This window comes from Micromonospora sp. WMMB482 (assembly GCF_019038635.1).
In the GTDB taxonomy this organism is placed as follows: Bacteria; Actinomycetota; Actinomycetes; order Mycobacteriales; family Micromonosporaceae; genus Micromonospora; species Micromonospora marina.
Map to the genome: position 1 here is coordinate 4,825,898 of NZ_JAHOPD010000020.1, position 18,939 is coordinate 4,844,836.

The 18,939-nt window shown below is 71.4% G+C and carries 14 protein-coding genes and 2 riboswitches; of the genes, 8 read left to right on the forward strand and 6 right to left on the reverse strand.

Annotated features, from left to right (window positions below; all coding sequences use genetic code 11):
- Window positions 1–115 precede the first annotated feature (115 nt).
- Window positions 116–871, reverse strand: coding sequence for an SUMF1/EgtB/PvdO family nonheme iron enzyme (locus KSK32_RS23910; protein ID WP_216933210.1), 756 nt, complete (start codon window positions 869–871; stop codon window positions 116–118).
- On the opposite strand from KSK32_RS23910, the gene KSK32_RS23915 reads away from it, so the two are divergent.
- Window positions 870–1,595 (forward strand): IS5 family transposase, encoded by a 726-nt coding sequence (locus KSK32_RS23915; protein WP_254188499.1) that lies wholly within the window; start codon window positions 870–872, stop codon window positions 1,593–1,595. The genes KSK32_RS23910 and KSK32_RS23915 overlap by 2 nt on opposite strands.
- A gap of 79 nt (window positions 1,596–1,674) precedes the next feature.
- Here KSK32_RS23915 and KSK32_RS23920 read toward each other — a convergent pair whose 3' ends face one another.
- The gene (locus tag KSK32_RS23920; protein ID WP_216933212.1) at window positions 1,675–2,424 is read right to left on the reverse strand and encodes a GNAT family N-acetyltransferase; all 750 of its coding nucleotides are present in this window, start codon (window positions 2,422–2,424) and stop codon (window positions 1,675–1,677) included.
- 540 nt (window positions 2,425–2,964) lie between these two features.
- Between KSK32_RS23920 and KSK32_RS23925 the strand changes: the two genes are divergently transcribed.
- Window positions 2,965–3,465 carry a GNAT family N-acetyltransferase gene (locus tag KSK32_RS23925; protein WP_254187164.1) on the forward strand — a complete coding sequence of 167 codons (501 nt, stop codon included), beginning with the start codon at window positions 2,965–2,967 and terminating at the stop codon, window positions 3,463–3,465.
- Window positions 3,466–3,621: 156 nt separating this feature from the next.
- Window positions 3,622–4,947 (forward strand): polysaccharide pyruvyl transferase family protein, encoded by a 1,326-nt coding sequence (locus KSK32_RS23930; protein WP_216933213.1) that lies wholly within the window; start codon window positions 3,622–3,624, stop codon window positions 4,945–4,947.
- A 160-nt stretch (window positions 4,948–5,107) separates the two neighbouring features.
- Here the strand turns inward: KSK32_RS23930 and KSK32_RS23935 are convergent, their stop codons facing one another.
- Window positions 5,108–5,554 (reverse strand): DUF305 domain-containing protein, encoded by a 447-nt coding sequence (locus KSK32_RS23935; protein WP_216933214.1) that lies wholly within the window; start codon window positions 5,552–5,554, stop codon window positions 5,108–5,110.
- 351 nt (window positions 5,555–5,905) lie between these two features.
- Window positions 5,906–7,108: an aromatic acid exporter family protein gene (locus KSK32_RS23940; RefSeq protein ID WP_289256377.1), complete on the reverse strand. Its 1,203-nt coding sequence runs from the start codon at window positions 7,106–7,108 to the stop codon at window positions 5,906–5,908.
- Between the two features lie 325 nt (window positions 7,109–7,433).
- Here KSK32_RS23940 and KSK32_RS23945 point away from each other — a divergent pair, with 325 nt between their 5' ends.
- Together KSK32_RS23945 and KSK32_RS23950 are read left to right on the forward strand one after the other, a co-directional pair.
- Window positions 7,434–8,363 (forward strand): mechanosensitive ion channel family protein, encoded by a 930-nt coding sequence (locus tag KSK32_RS23945; protein WP_216933215.1) that lies wholly within the window; start codon window positions 7,434–7,436, stop codon window positions 8,361–8,363.
- Window positions 8,364–8,508: 145 nt separating this feature from the next.
- Window positions 8,509–9,669, forward strand: coding sequence for an alkaline phosphatase PhoX (locus KSK32_RS23950; RefSeq protein ID WP_216927959.1), 1,161 nt, complete (start codon window positions 8,509–8,511; stop codon window positions 9,667–9,669).
- A gap of 69 nt (window positions 9,670–9,738) precedes the next feature.
- Here KSK32_RS23950 and metE read toward each other — a convergent pair whose 3' ends face one another.
- The gene (metE, locus tag KSK32_RS23955; RefSeq protein WP_216933216.1) at window positions 9,739–11,976 is read right to left on the reverse strand and encodes a 5-methyltetrahydropteroyltriglutamate--homocysteine S-methyltransferase; all 2,238 of its coding nucleotides are present in this window, start codon (window positions 11,974–11,976) and stop codon (window positions 9,739–9,741) included.
- A gap of 116 nt (window positions 11,977–12,092) precedes the next feature.
- Window positions 12,093–12,285, reverse strand: a riboswitch (cobalamin riboswitch).
- Between the two features lie 176 nt (window positions 12,286–12,461).
- On the opposite strand from metE, the gene KSK32_RS23960 reads away from it, so the two are divergent.
- The 3 genes from KSK32_RS23960 to meaB all read left to right on the forward strand — a co-directional run bounded on the left by KSK32_RS23960 (window position 12,462) and on the right by meaB (window position 17,855).
- Window positions 12,462–14,318 carry a methylmalonyl-CoA mutase family protein gene (locus tag KSK32_RS23960; RefSeq protein WP_216933217.1) on the forward strand — a complete coding sequence of 619 codons (1,857 nt, stop codon included), beginning with the start codon at window positions 12,462–12,464 and terminating at the stop codon, window positions 14,316–14,318.
- The gene (gene scpA / locus KSK32_RS23965; protein ID WP_216933218.1) at window positions 14,318–16,540 is read left to right on the forward strand and encodes a methylmalonyl-CoA mutase; all 2,223 of its coding nucleotides are present in this window, start codon (window positions 14,318–14,320) and stop codon (window positions 16,538–16,540) included. Before KSK32_RS23960 ends, scpA begins: the two co-directional genes overlap by 1 nt.
- Window positions 16,541–16,784: 244 nt before the next feature.
- Window positions 16,785–17,855, forward strand: coding sequence for a methylmalonyl Co-A mutase-associated GTPase MeaB (meaB, locus tag KSK32_RS23970; protein WP_216933219.1), 1,071 nt, complete (start codon window positions 16,785–16,787; stop codon window positions 17,853–17,855).
- Here meaB and KSK32_RS23975 read toward each other — a convergent pair.
- Window positions 17,782–18,525: a class I SAM-dependent methyltransferase gene (locus tag KSK32_RS23975; protein WP_216933220.1), complete on the reverse strand. Its 744-nt coding sequence runs from the start codon at window positions 18,523–18,525 to the stop codon at window positions 17,782–17,784. The genes meaB and KSK32_RS23975 overlap by 74 nt on opposite strands.
- A 128-nt stretch (window positions 18,526–18,653) precedes the next feature.
- Window positions 18,654–18,874, reverse strand: a riboswitch (cobalamin riboswitch).
- Window positions 18,875–18,939 lie beyond the last annotated feature (65 nt).

An 18,939-nucleotide genomic window follows, 5' to 3' on the forward strand; every position in this document is an offset into this window, starting at 1 on the left:
CCGCAAGTCCGGGCGGGCTGTGCGAGCGGCGAGGCCGAACGGCGGCGTGAGACATCCCTGCTCGGCGACCATCGAGCCTGCCCGCTGGCTTGCGACAGATCCACGCCCACCTGCCTCACCGGGGTGGCAGTGGTGCGGCCGGGCGTACGGCCGTGAAGTCGGCGTGTTCGTACCGGGTGGCGGAGAGCAGTAGCAGCCACTCGTCGCAGCCCTGCCACGGGTATTGATCGGCGGCTCCGCCGCGTACGGACCGGGGCCCGTCTCCGGTCCGCGGTCGCGCGTCTGACGGCGCGCCGTCGAACCCGGGGATCCACACGTCGGCGCAGAGCTCGTTCGCCGAGCCCATCGCCACCAGCCCGAACGCGTTTTCGCCGGCGGCCGTCCGCGTCTCGTCGCCGAAGTCGTCGAGGAGCTGGTCCTCGTCGGGTTTCCCGTCACCGTGGAAGGTCAGCGTGGTGGTGCCGGCCCGGGCTGCGTATTCCCACTGCGCCTCGCTGGGCAGGTCGAACGGCAACAGCTCGAGCAGGTCCTCCAGGTCGCCTGCGAGCCGAGCCGTGCCGGTGTCCGCCTCGGCGTAGTCGTCTTCGTACTCGGGCAGCCAGTACCGGACCTGCGCCACGGTCAGCGGGTGCCGGGCGAGCAGGAACGACTCGACGCGCACCTCGCGGACCGGTTGTGCGTCCGTGGCGCTGGCAAGGAACGGGTCGATGGTGTCCTCGACACCGCCGCTGCGTTCGATGGCGCGTACCGCGTCGAGCTCCGCCTCGGACAGGCCCATCCGGAACGCGCCGCCGGGAACCTCCCGGAACACGACTCCCGACGGGATGTGCCGCCACGCCGGTCGCCCGGCCACGATCTCCTCGGTCCACATGGCGGCGAACGCTAGCAGCCAAGCCGTCGGGCAGTCTCCGGCTGCGCGTGGCGGTACCTGCCGATCCTTCCCGCCGTGGCAGACCGTGTACGCGCACTTCACACGGCTGAACAGGCGGGGCGTGACCGAGCGGATCGTGACCGAACTACGCGAGCAGATCCGGGTGGCTCACGGCCGCGAGCCTGAGCCCACGGCGGGGATCATCGACTCGCAGAGCGTGAAAGGCGGTGACACCGTGCCGCGGGACTCCCGCGGTTACGACGCCGGCAAGAAGATCAACGGCCGGAAACGGTTCATCATCACCGACACCCTCGGCCTGCTGGTCACGGTCTGGGTCCTGGCCGCGTCTTGGCAAGACCGCGACGGCGCCAAAGGCGCACTACTCGCCACCTACGCGGCCACCCCCATCCGGCACGTCTTCGCCGACGCCGGCTTCGCCGGCCGCCTCGTCGACTGGGCCCGCGACCTGCTGCGCACCACCGTCGAGATCGTCCGCAAACCCGCCGATCAGAAAGGGTTCGTCGTCCACCCACGCCGCTGGGTCGTGGAGCGGACCCTGGCCTGGATCACCGCCCACCGCCGCCTGGCCCGCGACTACGAAACTCACCGCACGACGTCCGAGGCCATGATCCGATGGGCCGCCCTCGGCGGCATGCTCCGCCGCCTTGCCCGAGGCGAAGCCGCCGCCCGCCAACAACGCCTCACCTTCAACACACCCGACTGACAGCAATGTGAAACGGGCTCTACAGCCCGCTGGACATCCAAGATCACGGCTGCCGTGAAAGGCCGAGGCTAACAGCAGCTCAGCGTGTCTCTCCGAGGTCGTGGTGGTAGGTGCGCACACTCTCCCCGTCGGGGGTCAGCCGCTGCGCACCGGCGTGCCAGCCCAGGCGTTCGTAGAATCCAGCCGCTCCGACAGACCCGGTCGAGGTCTGCGCCTCGACGCGCGTGGCGCCGGCGATCCGCGCCTGCTCAACGAAACGGTCGGCCAGCATCACCCCGATGCCGCTCCCGCGCCACTGCGGCCGTACCGCCAGTGCGGCCATGACCGCCACGTTCGGCGCCGCGACGGATGCCGTCCGCCGTGACGAGCCCGAGGCTCTCCCGAGGCGTGACAGGCGCCTGGCCCATGGCCGCACCCGTGATCGCGCAACCCGGGCGGCAACACGGGGCCGAACAAGCAGCGCCACGCACCCGGCGGCAGCCAGGCACACCAACTCACGCCGATTCCTCGCCAGTTCGGTGGTGTGGGCGCGGTGATCACTGGCACCCAGTGCGAAACCGACGATCTCACCCGATGGTGCAGTGGTGTCGACAACGACGACGCCAACCCCGTGCGCCGAGCGCAGGAAGGTTCGCTGCCAGCGGCGGACAAACCTGGCCCCGAACAACGGGAACAGCCCCATCGGAAGCAACTCGACATGCGCCCGGGACATCGCCGGCAAGTCGGTGCACCTCGGCGAGCGGACCACGAACCGCCCGTCGACCAGCTCTGCGTCCGTGGAGTCGGCGGCCGAGGGCTCGACGATGCTCGAACGGAGATCGTCGACCATCCGGGCTGGGATACGCATGACGTCAGCCTCCACGTTTCCACGCCGAGCGCCTTCACCCCACAGCTCGATCTGGAGGGTCGACAGCTCGGCCGGGGACAGGGAACGTCGCAGCGATTCGCATACCCGTAGCGGACCGCGGCATGCCCGGGTGCCGCGATCGGCGCGGTCGATCGGATGGGCGCGAGAATTTCGGACATACGGCATCAGGCCGCTCTGCACAGCCGGTGGCCCTTGCTGCCGGCCCGCGCCGTCACTGCCGCAGCGGCGACGTGACCGTAGGTGCCTGACCGGCGTGAACACCTCGCTGGTATGTCCGAGCTGCGCTGCCGCGCTTCTGGTATCGGACCCGGTGCGATCATTGGCTGGCGTAATTCCTCATCGCCGCGTAGCTCAACCGAAGGTTGGCCGGGCCGCAGTCGTAGGTCGATGAAGCAGGTAGCCGACGAGTGAGCACGTCGTTCCTCCCGCCCTTCGAGAAACCCACTGCGAGTGGCCGGCACCGGATGTCGGATCGACCGGCCACCGACCACAGGAGGGAACATGACGCCCGTGTCGCTGCCCATCTCGACGCTGCAAACCCCTCGCCTTCGACTGCGTCCCTTCGACGACGCGGATGCGAACGACCTGTTCGCGCTGCACAGCAACGCGGACGTGCTGCGTTACTGGGACGCGCCGCCGTGGAGCGACCGCCTGCGCGCCGAGCGGTTCATCGCGGCTTGCCGGCAGATGGCAGAGGAGGGCACCGGGGCGAGGCTGGCCGTGGACACGGAGGCCGTACGCGCCCTGTTGCAGTGGGCATTCGACACGCTGGACCTGAATCGCGTCCAGGCTGAGACCGATACCCGCAACGTGGCATCTGCCCGCGTGCTGGAGAAGCTCGGGTTCGTGCGTGAGGGGACGTTGCGGGAAGACTGCGTGGTGAACGGCGAGGTCTCTGACTCGTGGGTCTACGGGCTGATCAGGCGGGAGTGGCGGCCCTCGGCTGAACTCGACGGAGTCGCCGGAGGAGGACCGCAGGCCATGAGAGAGCCACATCGGTGACACCGGTGGGCAGCCGCGAGGCAGGCGGGATCCGGAGCGGCGTGGAGATGGCATAGGATTTCTGCTCCTGCACGAAGCGGGGCCGTGCCCGGCCGATCGCGCCGCTTCGGCCTCGCCGGGCGCCGTGGCGTCCGGGACGAAGGGTGGACACCCCGGATGCACCAGCGGATCCTGTTGCGCGCCCGCAAGGGCCCGTTCGACGTCGTCACCGCCGAGGAGACCTACGAGCGGGACTGGATCGGCAAGAACAGCGGCAACCTGGTCTTCAGCCACGCCGCGCACAAGCTGCTGTCCACCTCGGCGGCGGAGATCACCCCGTCGCGGTTCCGGGCGGACCCGCGCGATGCCGACGAGATCAACGAGAAGTACGACGTCTTTGTGATCCCGCTGGCGAACGCGTTTCGCCACGACTACGCGAACCGGCTGATGTCGATGACCCGGCTGATCGAGCGGCTCAAGATCCCGGTGGTGGTGCTCGGGGTCGGGGTGCAGACCGACGTGGACGGCGACCGGGAGTACCTGCGCCCGATCGACGAGCCGGTGAAGGCGTTCTGCCGGGCGGTGCTGGACCGGTCGCACAGCATCGGCGTACGCGGCGAGATCAGCGAGAGCTACCTGCGTACGCTGGGTTTCTCCGCCGTCGAGCAGATCGGCTGTCCGTCGATGTTCCTGCACGGCGACAGCCTCCGGGTCGAGAAGGCGAAGGCGACCCTGGGCACCGAGGATCGGCTCGCGTTCGTCATCTCGCCATACGTCCGCGCGTTGGCCCCGATCGTTGCCCACCACCACCAGCGCTACCCGAACCTGCGCTACCTGGCGCAGGGCCTGTACACCCTCGGCACCCTGCTCTACGGCGACGAACCGAAGTTGCGCGGCAAGACCGACGACATGCCGATCCACACCTCACACCCGCTCTTCGTCGAGGACAAGGTGCGGATGTTCGTGGACCCGTGGCCCTGGATGGAGTATCTCTCCGGATTCGACTTCGCCTTCGGCACCCGGATCCACGGCACCATCACGGCGCTGATCTCCGGCACTCCCGGGTATCTCCTCGCACACGACTCGCGCACCCTGGAACTGGCCCGATACTTCGACATCCCGCACCGGTTGATGCGCGACGTGCCGGCCGACGTCGACGCCGCCCGACTCTACGAGGAAGCCGACTACACGGCCCTGAACGAGGGTCACAAGGAGCGCTTCGCGCGGATCACCGCGTTCCTCGCCAAGCACGACCTCGGGCTGTCGTTCGCCGACGGGGACAGCGCCACCCGCTTCGACGAGCAGGTCCGCCGAACCGTCTACCCGCAGGCGGTCCGGCCGGCCTCCGCCCACACCACCGAGGAACTGCTGGCGCGCATGCAGTGGCTGCGGGACGAGAACCGGACGCTGCAGCAGAAGCTCAAGGCACGCCGCGCGCAGCCATTGCGCGAGCAGGTCAAGCAGGCGGTGGGCAGCCGGGTCCGACGGATGCTGTCGCGCTGACCGTCGTACGCCCGCCCGGCAGCGGACCAGCCGGCGCCAGCGCCGCGACGGTGCCCGGCTCGGTGCCGACGTCGATCACCCGCCGTCCGGCCCGCACCCGCCGGGTCCAGCAGCGCTTGCGCCGGGTACGCGCCGCGGCCCGGTCCCGAGAGCGCGGAAGTCAGTACCGGTCGCGGAGGATCCGCTTCATCTGGGTGATCTCCTCTTCCTGTGACTTCACGATCTGGTCGCAGAGGTCGATGATCTCCGGGTCGGTGATGTCGGACTCCTGGCAGACGAGGACCGCCCGGGAGTGGTGGGGGATCATCGACCTGAGGAAGTTCTCGTTGCCCACGAAGGGTTCCGTGCGCACCGCCGCGAAGCCACCGACGAAGAGGGCACCCAGCACGGCGTAGAGCACGATGTTGAGACGTCGATCGGTGAACATCTGATGCATCACGCCCATCATGATCACACCCATGACGGCGACCATGATCACCGACGTGTAGAAGTTGCTCAAGTTCAGAAAGAAGTCCGACCACCTGCGGATCTGGGAGAGTGTGAGGACGAACATGACCGCAAGGCTGATCAGCAGGACCAAACCGAACCGGATGTAGTTGCTTCTCATTTTTCCTCCGGCCATGGTCGGCTCCCTCTAGGTTTTCGCCCAGATTAATGTCAGTTGAGCGGCAAAAGCTTCCTATGGGGCGGTTGGCCCCGAGCCCGAGCCGAGCGAGAAGAGGAGGATCTCGGCGCCAGGACGTCGCACCAGGCCGTGCCGTTCGGCGAGGTGCCCGGCCGGCAACGGCGTCGTGCCGGCCGCCGGGGGGGAGCGCGCGGCGCGCGGCGACGTACTCATGTCCAGTGCCGCGGTCCACAGGCTGAGCCGGATCACAGAGGAGTTCCAGGCGGGTGGTACGCGCTCCGGGAGCGCCCGGCCCTATCCAGCGACTCCGGCGCCCGCCGGTCGCTCCGATCCTCACGACGAGTGGATCCGTCCTTCCCGCTCACCCCGTCGCGCCACCTGCCGTACCTGTTGATTCGCCTCGTCCACGGAGCAGCCGGTGGCCCGCATCAGGTCACTGGCGGTCACCCGCACCTGGGTCGCGACGGAGGCGGCGAAGTTCTGCAATCCGCCACCGGCGGCCCGGCCCGCCTCGTCGCCCGCCCGCAGGGCGTGCCGTCGGGTTCGCTCGTGTGGCTTGTCGGCCCGTAGCTCCCGCTGCAACTGCTGTACGGCGTCCGCGAGCGCCGCCACGGCGTCGGGGAGGTGATCCGTGATCTTCTCCCCGTACTCCACCATCGTCGCCGATCGTCGGGCGAGGTCCTGGCTGTCGGCGATGACGCGGATCAGGTGCGTGACGCCGTGGGCGTACCGTTCGTAGTGCTGCCGCCAGTGCCACCTCGCCGGCGCGACCGTGACCACCTCCTCCGCGCCGCTGAGCGCCTCGCGGAGCCGCTCCACGTCCGGTCCCATGGCACGCAGGCCGTCCGTCGCCCGCACCGCGCGGTCCGGATCCCTCGTCCGTATCGCCGCCTCGGTCTCCCGGAGGTACGCCGCGAGCGCGTCGAAGACCGGTGAAGCCGCCCGGCGCATGACGCGCATGGGGTGCAGTGGCAGCAGCACCGCCACCACCAGCAGACCCACCAGGCTTCCGGTCGCGGCGTCGATGATCCTGGGCAGTTCCAGGTTCTGTTGGCTGGAGGAGAGCGTGGCGATCAGGACCGCCGTACCACCCACCTGGCTGACCACGGTGCCGCCCCGGCCGGTGAGTCCGAGGGCCACCCCGATGGCCAGGGCGACGATGACACCCGTCTGCCACGGGCCGGTGCCGATGAGCAGGACCAGCCCGTCGCCGATGGCGATGCCCAGGCCCACCCCGAACAGCAGCTCGACCGTACGGCGGGTGCGCTGGCCGATCGCCGCGGCGATCGTGCCGACCGCTGCCGTCGGTGCGAAGACCGGATTCGGGTTGCCCAACAGGCTGAACGCCAGCCACCAGGACAGCGCCGCCGCCAGACCGGCCTGCGCCGCGATCAGCGCGATGATCTCCAATTGGCGTAGCCGCAACCGTCCCGCCCGGCTGGCCCGACTCCGGGTGCCGGTAACCAGGTTCCGGGCCCGGCGAGCCAGCACGACCAGCGGCGCCGGGCTGCCCCGCTTCGGCGGCGGTTGAGTCACGCCCGCGACTACCCGTCAGGCCATCGCTGAATCGCGCGTCCGAGTGCCGGCCACGGAGCAGACCGCCGGGATCGCGGTACGAGCCGGCCGGACGGGTGGGTCCGGAGAATTCCTGGAAGAAGCCCGAGGATCTCCGATGTCTGCTCGGCGTCGCGGTGCCGGCTACCCGGCGCTTGTGGTGATCCCGCCGGTGCCCGGCAAACGGACGCTGCCCAAACCCCTCGCATCGCGGTTTCCGAGAGCCACCGTCCGTGAATGCCTATGGTGGAGGAGACGCGACGGGCTCGCGTCGGCCGGTCGCCGCCGAGGACGATGGACGAGCAGCATGGAGCGGTTCCTGGAGGCCCTCTGGGACACGAGCAGCGTGAGCGGTCGCCTCGTGACCAGCATCGTCCTGATCGTGCTGGCTGTCGTACTCGCGATGCTCGCCGGGCGCCTGGCGACCCACCGGGTGGCCGACACCACCAATCGTTACTACCTCCGTAAGGCGGTGCACTACCTGACCGCAGTGGCGCTGCTCTTCGCGCTGGCGCTGCTGTGGCGGCCGTTCGCCGGACGGGTCGCCGTGGTCTTCGGTCTGCTCGCCGCCGGCCTCGCGCTGGCCATGCAGGAGGTCATCGGCGCGTTCGCCGGGTGGATCAGTATCCTCACCGGCCGGCAGTTCCGCGTCGGTGACCGGATCCAGATGTGCGGGGTACGCGGTGACGTCCTTGACATCACCCCACTGCGTACCCGGATCTTGGAGAGCGGCTCCTCCTCGGACCCGGAATCCTGGATCCGCGGCCGTCAGTACACCGGGCGGGTGGTGTCACTGTCGAACCGCTTCGTGTTCACGGCGCCGGTGTTCAACAGCAGCACCGTGCTGGATCATCTGTGGGAGGAACTGACCCTGCCCGTGCCGTACGAGGCGGACTGGCACCTGGCGGAGCGGATCCTGTGCGAGGAGGCGGAGAGCATCTCCTCGACGGTCGAGGCGCGCCGCGCCATCGAGCAGATGCGCCGCCGCTACCCGGTCGCCGACGCCGAGGTCGACCCCCGCGTCTTCGTCCGCGCCACCCCCAACTGGGTCGAGTTGTCCGCCCGGTTCGTGGTGCCGGTACGCGCCGCCCGCCAGGTCAAGGATCAGGTCACCCGGCGGGTGCTGGACCGCTTCGCCGACAGTGGCATCCGGGTGGCGTCGGTGACGCAGGACATCACCATCCACCCGCCTCAGGCAACCGAAACCGTCGCCGTGGCCCCGGGTGACCGCCGATGACCCGTTGACGGGGTCGTGGCGCGCGAACGTTGCGGGTGCGCGGTGACATGACGTCACGCACCGGACCGTCCATCGACGTTCATCCAACGGATCGATGTGCGTAAGCTCGGCCCGATCAGATCTGGGAACCTACCGAGGAGGTTCCATGGATCGTCGAGCGATGTTGCGGGCCACTGTTGTCGGTGCGGGCGCTGTCGCCCTGCCGTTCACGGCGTGGTCGGCGGCGTACGGAGCACCCGCGCAGAACGCCGCTGGGCCCTACGGCGGGCTTCGGTCCGCCGACGCCAACGGCATCCAGTTGCCGGCCGGCTTCACCAGTTCGATCGTCGCGCGTTCCCGGCAGACGGTGCCGGGGACGTCGTACACCTGGCACGACGCTCCGGACGGCGGCGCGGTGTTCCCGAACGGCTCCGGCTGGATCTACGTGTCGAACTCCGAGGTGTCGGCCGGTGCCGGCGGCGGCGCCTCACGCCTCGTCTTCAACTCCAGCGGTGCCGTGGTCGGGGCGTCGCGGATCCTGTCCGGCACCAACAACAACTGCGCCGGCGGGAAGACGCCGTGGAACACCTGGCTCTCCTGCGAGGAGGTGTCCCGGGGCCGGGTCTTCGAGACGTACCCGCTGGGCGGGACCGCTGTGGCGCGTCCCGCGATGGGCCGGTTCAAGCACGAGGCGGCCGCGGCCGACCCGGTCCGCCGGGTCGTCTACCTGACCGAGGACGAGAGCGACGGCAAGTTCTACCGGTTCGTGCCGACCACCTGGGGCGACCTCTCTGCCGGAACCCTCCAGGTCCTCCGCGCCGGTACGGCCACCTCCGGCACGTTCACCTGGGCCACGGTGCCCGACCCGGACGGCTCGCCCACGCCGACCCGGCGGCAGGTGTCCGGCGCGAAGACCTTCAACGGTGGCGAGGGCTGTCACTACGCGGACGACACCGTCTGGTTCACCACGAAGGGCGACAACCGCGTGTGGCAGGTCAACCTGGCCGCCGGTACGTACGAGCTCGCCTACGACGACAGCCTGGTCACCTCCGGTGCCGCACCGCTGACCGGCGTCGACAACATCACCGGGTCGACGGCCGGTGACCTGTACGTCGCCGAGGACGGCGGCAACATGGAGATCTGCATGATCACGCCGGACGACAAGATCTCCGTCTTCCTGCGGATCACCGGGCAGAGCGGCTCGGAGATCACGGGACCGGCGTTCACCCCGGCCGGGGACCGGCTGTACTTCTCGTCGCAACGCGGCACGACCGGCTCGTCCTCCGGCGGCATCACCTACTGCGTCACCGGTCCGTTCCGCCGATGACGGGTTCCCGGCCGCGCTGACCCGCACGGGCCCCGGGTGGCCGTTCGTGACGGCCACCCGGAGCCGTTGTCAGCCCTGCCGTACCTCGGCCGCGGCGGCGACGAGGTGTCGCAGGGACGCCTCGACCTCGGGGTAGGTGCGGGTCTTCAGGCCACAGTCGGGGTTGACCCAGAGCCGGCGGGCGGGGACCGCGGCGACGGCGCGGCGCAGCGCGTCGACGACCTCGTCGTGGGGCGGTACGCGGGGGGAGTGGATGTCCCAGACGCCGGGTCCGACACCGCGCCGGTACCCGATCGCGGCGAGGTCGTCGAGGATCTCCATCTTGGAGCGTGACGCCTCGATGCTGGTCACGTCGGCGTCGAGGGCGTCGATGGCGGTGATGACCTCGCCGAACTCGGAGTAGCAGAGGTGGGTGTGGATCTGGGTGTCGTCGGAGACGCCGCTGGTGGCCAGCCGGAACGCGCCGACCGCCCAGTCGAGGTAGGTCTGCTGCTGGTCGCGGCGTAACGGCAGGGTCTCCCTTAGCGCGGGTTCGTCGACCTGGATGACGCGGATACCGGCGGTCTCCAGGTCGCGGCACTCGTCGCGCAGGGCGAGGGCGACCTGGTCGGCGGTGTCGGCGAGTGGCTGGTCGTCGCGGACGAAGGACCAGGCGAGGATGGTGACCGGGCCGGTGAGCATGCCTTTGACGGGTTTGCCGGTCAGCGACTGGGCGTAGGTGGACCAGGCGACGGTCATGGGTGCCCGGCGGGCCACGTCACCGAAGATGACGGGCGGGCGCACGCATCTGGTGCCGTAGGACTGCACCCAGCCGTGGTCCGTGGCGGCGAACCCGTCGAGCTGCTCGCCGAAGTACTGGACCATGTCGTTGCGTTCCGGCTCGCCGTGCACGAGCACGTCCAGGCCCAGGTCCTCCTGCAGCCGGATGACGTGGGCGACCTCGGTGCGCATCCGATCGGTGTAGCCGGCGTCGTCGAGGGTGCCGGCCCGGTGCGCGGCGCGTGCCGCGCGCAGCTCGGCGGTCTGGGGGAACGAGCCGATCGTGGTGGTGGGCAGGTCGGGCAGGCCGAGGCGGCGCTGCTGGCGGTCGGCGCGCTGGGCGTAGTCGCCGCGTTGCCGGTCGTCGGGGCGTAGCGCGGTGAGGCGTCCGCGGATGTCGTCGTGGCGCCACGACGCCGGTGCGGCCGGCAGCGGCGCGGGCAGGGTCGTCGTGCCGTCGCGCAGCGCGCGGCCGAGCAGGACCACCTCGTCGACCTTCTGGCGGGCGAACGCCAGCCGGCCGGCCAGCCGCGGGTCCAGGCGGGTCTCGGCGGCCAGGTCCACGGGTACGTGCAGCAGCGAGCAGGACGTGGACACCGAGACGTGGTCGGCCAGCGCGGCGACGGTGGCCCCGGCGGCGATGGCGGCGCGTAGATCCGTACGCCAGACGTTGCGGCCGTCGACCAGCCCGGCGACGATAGTCTTCCCGCCCAGCGGGCCGGCGGCGGCGAGCCGGTCCAGGTTCTCCCGCCCGGCGACCAGGTCGACGCCGACTGCCTCGACCGGGGTGTCGAGCAGCGCGGGCAGGGCGTCGCCCAGGTGGCCGAAGTAGCTGGCGACGAAGATCCGCGGCCGGTCCGCCAGGTCGCCGAGGCGGCGGTAGGCGCGGCGGAGGCCGTCGATCTCGGCCGGGGAGCGGTCGGCGACGTAGGCGGGCTCGTCGAGTTGCACCCACGGCACGCCGGCTCCGGCGAGCGCGGTGAGGATCTCCGCGTAGGTGTCGACGAGGTCGTCGAGGCGGGCGAACGGGTCGGCGCCCTTGGCCAGCAGCAGGAACGTGGCCGGCCCCACCAGCACCGGGCGGGTGGTGATACCCAGGTTCCGGGCCTCGGTGTACTCGCTGAGCGCCTTGGCGGGGTGGGCGGTGAAGGCGGTGTCGGCGTCGATCTCCGGGACCAGGTAGTGGTAGTTGGTGTCGAACCACTTGGTCAGCTCCAGCGCCGGTTCGGCGTCGACGCCGCGGGCCATGGCGAAGTAGGTGTCGAGTTCGTCGAGGCCGAGGCGGGTGAACCGCTGCGGGATCGCACCGAGGGCGACGGCGGTGTCGAGCATGTGGTCGTAGTAGGAGAAGGTGTTGGACGGGATGGCGTCCAGGCGCGCGTCGCGCAGCGTCCGCCACACCTGCGCCCGCAGCCCGGCGGCGGTCTCGTGCAGGGTGGCGGCGTCCAGCGCGCCGGCCCAGTAGGCCTCGACCGCCTTCTTCAGCTCGCGGTGCGCGCCGATGCGGGGGTAGCCGAGTACGGTGCTCTGCCCGAATGAGGTTGTCACTGTGGTCCTTCCCTCGAGGTGCCTGGCGGCCACGCGGGAAAGGGAAGGCGGGGTACGGCTGTCGCGTACCGGCTTTCCGCCCTGGCCCTCCCGAGAGGCCGCCGACGGCGCGCACCGGCGGTACGCGCAGTGCGGGCAGGTCTTCGGACTCGCGGGCATGACACCAGGTCGCCTACTGGCCGTCGCTTCCCGGACCTCGCGGTCCAGTGCTTCGTTGACGGCGGTCGTTCCCACTCACCGCTGCGGGGCAGTCCCGGTCTCCCACCGGGTTCCCTCTTACGGCGCCTCACCCGCGCGGCGGGAGAGGCACACCAGCACCGCCCAGGATCGTACGACGCCGATTCGCGGCACGCGGGGTGATGTCCGAGGCGCGGGACGCGGGCCGGAACAACCATGGTCGCCGATCGACGGACGCTGCCCCGGCAGCGCAGTTGATGTCGTCACATCCCGGTCCGGTCCGAGCCGGCGGCCTTTACCATCCCGGCATGACGGTGCCGTCAGAGACGTTATCCCTCGCCGCCGATTTCCCGGCCGCTGGGCGTGAGCAGTGGCAGCGACTCGCCCTGGGGGTGCTGCGCAGGTCCGGGCTCGCGGGCGAGGACACCCCGCTGGACGCGGTCGAGGAGTTGCTGGCTCACCAAGGCTACGACGACGTCACGCTCGCGCCGCTGTACACCGCCGACGATCCGACGCCGACGCCCGCGCCGCCGGGGCTGTTCCCGTATACCCGGGGTGCGCGGGCGGCCGGCGCGGTGCCGGCGGGGTGGGACATCCGGCAGCGGCACGCCGACCCGGACCCGAAGGTCACCGCCGAGGCGGTCGGCGCGGACCTGGAGAACGGGGCCACGTCGCTGTGGCTGGTGCTCGGCGAGGACGGCGTACCGGCGGCCGGGTTGCCGGGCGTGCTGGAGAACGTCTACCTGGATCTGGCCGGGATCGTGCTCGACGCCGGCGCCGCCGCGGTCGACGCGGTGCCGGCGTGGTTCGCGCTGCTCACCGAGCGGCAGGTGCCACCGGCGAAGGTGCGGGGGAACCTCGGTGTGGATCCGCTCGGATGGCGGGCGCGCACCGGACGGCGGTGGGAGGGGCCGGCGGACGAGTGGGCCCGCCGCTGCGCCGAGGGTTTCCCGGGACTGCGGTCGATGACGGTCGATGCGACGGTGTTCCACGACGCGGGCGCCTCGGACGCGCAGGAACTCGGCTGCGCGGTCGCCGCCGGCGTGGCGTACCTGCGGGACCTCACGGCCGCCGGGTTGAGCGTGCCGGCCGCGTTCGGGCAGCTGGAGTTCCGGTACTCGGCGACCGCGGACCAGTTCGCCACGATCGCGAAGTTGCGGGCGGGCCGCCGGCTGTGGGCGCGGGTGGCGCAGGTGTGCGGGGTGCCGGAGCACGGTGCGCAACGTCAGCACGCGGTCACGTCCACCGCGATGATGACCGCCCGCGATCCGTGGGTGAACATGCTGCGTACCACGCTGGCCTGTTTCGCCGCCGGTGTGGGCGGCGCGGAGGCGGTGACCGTGCAGCCGTTCGACCACTGCCTGGGACTGCCGGACGGTTTCGCCAGGCGGATCGCCCGCAACACCCAGTCGCTGCTGCTGGAGGAGGCGAACGTGGGCCGGGTGGTCGACCCGTCGGGCGGCTCGTGGTTCGTCGAGCGGTACACCGAGGATCTGGCCCGGGCGGCGTGGGCGTGGTTCACCGAGATCGAGCGTGCCGGTGGGATGGCGGCGGCGCTGGACGGCGGCCTGGTCGCGGACCGGTTGGCCGAGACCTGGCAGCGGCGTGCCGACAACCTGGCGCACCGCCGGGATCCACTGACCGGGGCCAGCGAGTTCCCGCACCTCGGGGAGCGGTTGCCGGCCCGTCCGCCCGCACCGGCGCCGCCGGGTGGCGGGTTGCCCCGGCGCCGGTACGCGCAGGCGTACGAGACGTTGCGGGACCGCGCCGACGCCCACGCAGCGGCCACCGGCGCCCGGCCCACGGTCTTCCTGGCCACCCTCGGCCCGGCGGCGGCGCACAACGCCCGCGCCGGGTTCGCCGCGAACCTCTTCGCCGCCGGCGGGATCGACACGGCGCGACCACCGGTCGGGGACGACGACCCGGCGCGGCTGGCCGCCGAGTTCGCCGCCAGCGGCGCCCGGGTGGCCTGCCTGTGCTCCACGGACCGGCTCTACGGGGAGTCGGCGGAGACGGTGGCGCGGGCGTTGGGCGACGCGGGCGCAAAGCGGGTGTGGCTGGCCGGCAGACCGGCCGGTCACACGGGCGTGCACGGATACCTGTTCGCGGGCTGCGACGCGGTCGCGGTGCTGGAGACGACACTGAACGACCTGGGGGTGGCGTGATGGGCGTGGGGATCCCGGACTTCTCCGGCGTCGAGCTGGGCGCTCCGGCCACCGCCCACAGCGCCGACCTGGGCCGTTGGCGCGATGCGGTACGCGCCGAGACCGGCGCGGACCCGCAGACGCTGACCTGGCAGACCCCGGAGGGCATCGACGTCGCCCCGCTGTACACCGCGGCTGACCGGGCCGGACTGGACTTCCTCGGCACCTACCCGGGCGTCGCCCCGTACCTGCGCGGCCCGTACCCCACCATGTACACCACCCAGCCGTGGACGATCCGCCAGTACGCGGGTTTCTCCACCGCGGAGGAGTCGAACGCGTTCTACCGGCGCAATCTGGCCGCCGGGCAGAAGGGACTGTCGGTCGCCTTCGACCTGCCGACGCACCGCGGCTACGACTCCGACCACCCCCGCGTCGGCGGGGACGTGGGCATGGCGGGGGTGGCGATCGACTCGATCTACGACATGCGGCAGCTGTTCGACGGCATCCCGCTGGACCGGATGAGCGTGTCCATGACGATGAACGGCGCGGTGCTGCCGGTGCTGGCGCTCTACATCGTCGCGGCCGAGGAGCAGGGGGTGGCGCCGGAGCAGCTCTCCGGCACCATCCAGAACGACATCCTCAAGGAGTTCATGGTCCGCAATACCTACATCTATCCGCCGCAGCCGTCGATGCGGATCATCTCCGACATCTTCGCGTTCACCTCCGCGCGGATGCCCCGGTTCAACTCGATCTCCATCTCCGGCTACCACATCCAGGAAGCCGGGGCGACCGCCGACCTGGAGTTGGCCTACACGCTCGCCGACGGGGTGGAGTACCTGCGGGCCGGACGGGACGCGGGGCTGGACATCGACGCGTTCGCGCCTCGGCTGTCCTTCTTCTGGGCGATCGGGATGAACTTCTTCATGGAGGTGGCGAAGCTGCGGGCGGCGCGGCTGCTGTGGGCCCGCCTGGTCCGCGACTTCGGGCCGAAGAACCCGAAGTCGCTGAGCCTGCGCGCGCACTGTCAGACCTCCGGCTGGTCGCTCACTGCGCAGGACGTGTTCAACAACGTGGTGCGCACCTGCGTCGAGGCGATGGCCGCCACGCAGGGGCATACCCAGTCGCTGCACACCAACGCGCTGGACGAGGCGCTCGCGCTGCCGACCGACTTCTCCGCGCGGATCGCCCGCAACACCCAGCTCGTGCTTCAGCAGGAGTCGGGCACCACGCGGGTGATCGACCCGTGGGGCGGCAGCGCCTACGTGGAGCGGCTCACCCACGATCTGGCCGCCCGCGCCTGGCAGCACATCACCGAGGTGGAGGCGGCCGGCGGGATGGCCCGGGCCATCGACGAGGGCATCCCCAAGTTGCGGGTCGAGGAGGCCGCCGCGCGGACCCAGGCGCGCATCGACTCCGGCCGGCAGCCGGTGATCGGAGTCAACAAGTACCGCCCGGACGCGGACGAGCCGATCGACGTGCTCAAGGTCGACAACCGGTCGGTACGCGCACAGCAGGTGGAGAAGCTGCGCCGGCTACGCGCGGAGCGCGACGAGCGGACCTGCGCCGCCGCGCTGGAGACGTTGACCCGGGCGGCCGGCGCCGCGCTCGACGGCACCCGGGGGCCCGGCCTGGACGGCAACCTGCTCGCCCTGGCGGTCGACGCCGCACGGGCGAAAGCCACGGTGGGGGAGATCTCCGACGCGCTGGAGAAGGTGTACGGGCGGCACGCCGCGCAGATCCGTACCATCTCGGGGGTGTACCGGGACGAGGCCGGCTCGGTGTCCGCGATCGAGAGCGTCCGCGCCGCCACCGCCGCGTTCGCCGTCGCCGAGGGCCGCCAACCGCGCATCCTGGTGGCCAAGATGGGGCAGGACGGCCACGACCGCGGCCAGAAGGTCATCGCCACCGCGTTCGCCGACCTCGGCTTCGACGTCGACGTGGGTCCGCTGTTCCAGACCCCGGCCGAGGTGGCCCGGCAGGCGGTCGAGGCCGACGTGCACATCGTCGGCGTGTCCAGCCTTGCCGCCGGTCATCTCACGCTGGTGCCGGCGCTGCGCGACGAGCTGGCGGCGCTGGACCGCGACGACGTCATGATCATCGTAGGGGGTGTGATCCCGCCGCAGGACTTCGACGCGTTGCGCGCGGCCGGCGCGGCGGCCATCTTCCCGCCCGGCACCGTCATCGCCGAGGCCGCCCGGGAGCTGCTCGCCGAGCTGTCCCGGCGGCTCGGCCACCCCGCGTGAGCGCGAGGAGTGAGCCGGTGTTGCGAGCCCCGCAGTCGCGCACCAAGGGAAGTTCGGCGTGAGCGCGAGGAGTGAGCCGGTGTTGCGAGCCCCGCAGTCGCGCACCAAGGGAAGTTCGGCGTGAGCGCGAGGAGTGAGCCGGTGTTGCGAGCCCCGCAGTCGCGCACCAAGGGAAGTTCGGCGTGAGCGCGAGGAGTGAGCCGGTGTTGCGAGCCCCGCAGTCGCGCACGAAGGGAAGTTCGGCGTGAGCGGCGCCGCGATGCGCACCCCGCCGGTGCAGGCGTACGTCGACGGGGTGCGCGCGGGCTCCCGGGCGTGGATCGCCCGGGCCATCACTCTGGTCGAGTCCACCCGGCCCGATCATCGGGCGTCGGCCCAGCGGCTGCTGGCAGCGCTCACCCCGCACGCCGGTGGCGCCCGTCGCGTCGGCATCACCGGGGTGCCCGGAGTCGGCAAGTCCACGTTCGTCGACGCGCTCGGCTGCCGCCTGACCGGCGACGGGCACCGGGTGGCGGTGCTCGCGGTCGACCCGTCGTCCACCCGCACCGGCGGGAGCATCCTCGGCGACAAGACCCGCATGGCCCGCCTCGCCGTCGACCCGGCCGCGTTCGTGCGGCCCTCGCCGACGGCCGGGACGCTCGGCGGCGTCGCGAAGGCCACCCGGGAGGCGATCGTGGTGGTGGAGGCCGCCGGCTACGACGTGGTTCTGGTCGAGACCGTCGGCGTCGGCCAGTCCGAGACCACTGTCGCCGAGATGGTCGACTCGTTCCTGCTGCTCACCCTGGCCCGCACCGGCGACCAACTGCAGGGGATCAAGAAGGGCGTGCTGGAACTCGCCGACGTGATCGCGGTCAACAAGGCCGACGGACCGCACGCGACCGACGCCCGCCGGGCCGCCCGGGAACTGGCCGGCGCGCTTCGCCTGCTGCATCCGGAGGGCGGCTGGCAGACCCCCGTGGTCACGTGCAGCGCCCTTGAGGAGACCGGCCTCGACGAGGTGTGGCAGCAGATCCGCCACCACCAGGACATACTGGCCGCCTCCGGCGAGCTGGCCGAGCGGCGCCGACGACAGCAGCTCGGCTGGGTCTGGGCGACGGTGCGCGCCGAACTGCTCGACCGCCTCCGCGCCCATCCCACCGTGCGGGCCCTCACCCCGCAGGTCGAGCGAGACGTCCTTGCCGGCACGCTCACCCCGGCTCTCGCCGCCGAGCGGTTGCTGGCCGGTTTCGCCGACCCGGCCGTCACACCGGGCACACCACCAGACCCAGCTGCGCCGGGTAGCGGTACTGCCAGTGGCCGGACGGAGTCCGGCTGAGCATCGGCGCGAGCAGGTCCAGCAGTCGCGCGGCCAGTGGCCCGGGCAGCGTCCGCCCGGCCACCCGCGCGGCCAGTTCGGCCTCGTCGGCCCCGGTGACGCCGCGGACCGCGGTCACCGTCCGCACGTCGGCGGTCAGGCCCAGTTCGGCGAGCGTTCCGGCGATGAGCAGGTGCCGTGGCACCGGCCGGGTCACCGGCGCGCCGAGCAGCGCCGTCAGGACCTGCTCGTGCGGCGCGGGGGCGCCGGCCTCGTCGGCACAGAGCAGCAACCGGCCGGCGTGCAGCACCATGGCGCGCAACGCGGCCGGCAGGTCGTGGTGCCGGCGCAGCGTCCCGACGCTCACCACCACGTCGTGGTGCGGGAGTGCCGTGTGCGGCCAGAGCGCGCGTACCGTTTCGACTGTGACGCCGTAGCGCCGGGCGTCGTCCGCCACCCGGGCGAGGCGTCCCGGCGACGGGTCGACGACCGTGACGTGGGCGCCGGCCCGGGCGGCCACCGCCGCGAAATCGTCGGCGGCGATGTCGAGCACGGTCTCACCCGGGCCGATGTAGGAGGCCAGCATTCGTGACACGTCCGGGTCGAGCGGGCCGGTGTACTCCGGCTCGCCGCCGGCCACCGCATGCCAGGCATCGGCGAACCCGTAGCCGGGCGCGGTCGAGAACGTCATCTGCCTGGGATCCTTCCCTCGAGGTCCGGTACGGCTCACCGGCGGTCCGGGGAAAGGTGACGGCAGGGTCGGGTGACTGGTCGCCCGCCTCGCCCTGGCCCTCCCGCGAGGCCGTCGGCGGCGTGCGTGGTCACGCACGCGGTGCAGGCAGGTCTTCGGACTCGCGGGCGTGATCGGACAGTGCCGATCTCCTAGTGGCCGTCGCTTCCCGGGCGCCGAGGGCGTCCAGTGCGTGTGACGGCGGTCGTTCCCACTCACCGCTGCGGGGCAGTTCCGGATTCGCACCGGATTCCCTCTTGCGACGCCCGGACCGTCAAAGCCCGCGCGAACCAGCACCGTGGGCCATCGTAGGGCACCCCGGTGACGGGACCGGCGGGCTGTGGCACGGCCGGGAGGGCTCTGTCACATCCCTCC

Bases quoted from the DNA above. Each gene is read 5' to 3' on its own strand.
- KSK32_RS23975 (WP_216933220.1), bottom strand. From the start codon at position 18,525: ATGACGTTCTCGACCGCGCCCGGCTACGGGTTCGCCGATGCCTGGCAT.
- scpA (WP_216933218.1), top strand. From the start codon at position 14,318: ATGGGCGTGGGGATCCCGGACTTCTCCGGCGTCGAGCTGGGCGCTCCG.
- KSK32_RS23930 (WP_216933213.1), top strand. From the start codon at position 3,622: ATGCACCAGCGGATCCTGTTGCGCGCCCGCAAGGGCCCGTTCGACGTC.
- KSK32_RS23960 (WP_216933217.1), top strand. From the start codon at position 12,462: ATGACGGTGCCGTCAGAGACGTTATCCCTCGCCGCCGATTTCCCGGCC.
- KSK32_RS23925 (WP_254187164.1), top strand. From the start codon at position 2,965: ATGACGCCCGTGTCGCTGCCCATCTCGACGCTGCAAACCCCTCGCCTT.
- KSK32_RS23910 (WP_216933210.1), bottom strand. From the start codon at position 871: ATGTGGACCGAGGAGATCGTGGCCGGGCGACCGGCGTGGCGGCACATC.
- KSK32_RS23950 (WP_216927959.1), top strand. From the start codon at position 8,509: ATGGATCGTCGAGCGATGTTGCGGGCCACTGTTGTCGGTGCGGGCGCT.
- KSK32_RS23920 (WP_216933212.1), bottom strand. From the start codon at position 2,424: ATGGTCGACGATCTCCGTTCGAGCATCGTCGAGCCCTCGGCCGCCGAC.
- KSK32_RS23915 (WP_254188499.1), top strand. From the start codon at position 870: ATGGCGGCGAACGCTAGCAGCCAAGCCGTCGGGCAGTCTCCGGCTGCG.
- KSK32_RS23945 (WP_216933215.1), top strand. From the start codon at position 7,434: ATGGAGCGGTTCCTGGAGGCCCTCTGGGACACGAGCAGCGTGAGCGGT.
- KSK32_RS23935 (WP_216933214.1), bottom strand. From the start codon at position 5,554: ATGAGAAGCAACTACATCCGGTTCGGTTTGGTCCTGCTGATCAGCCTT.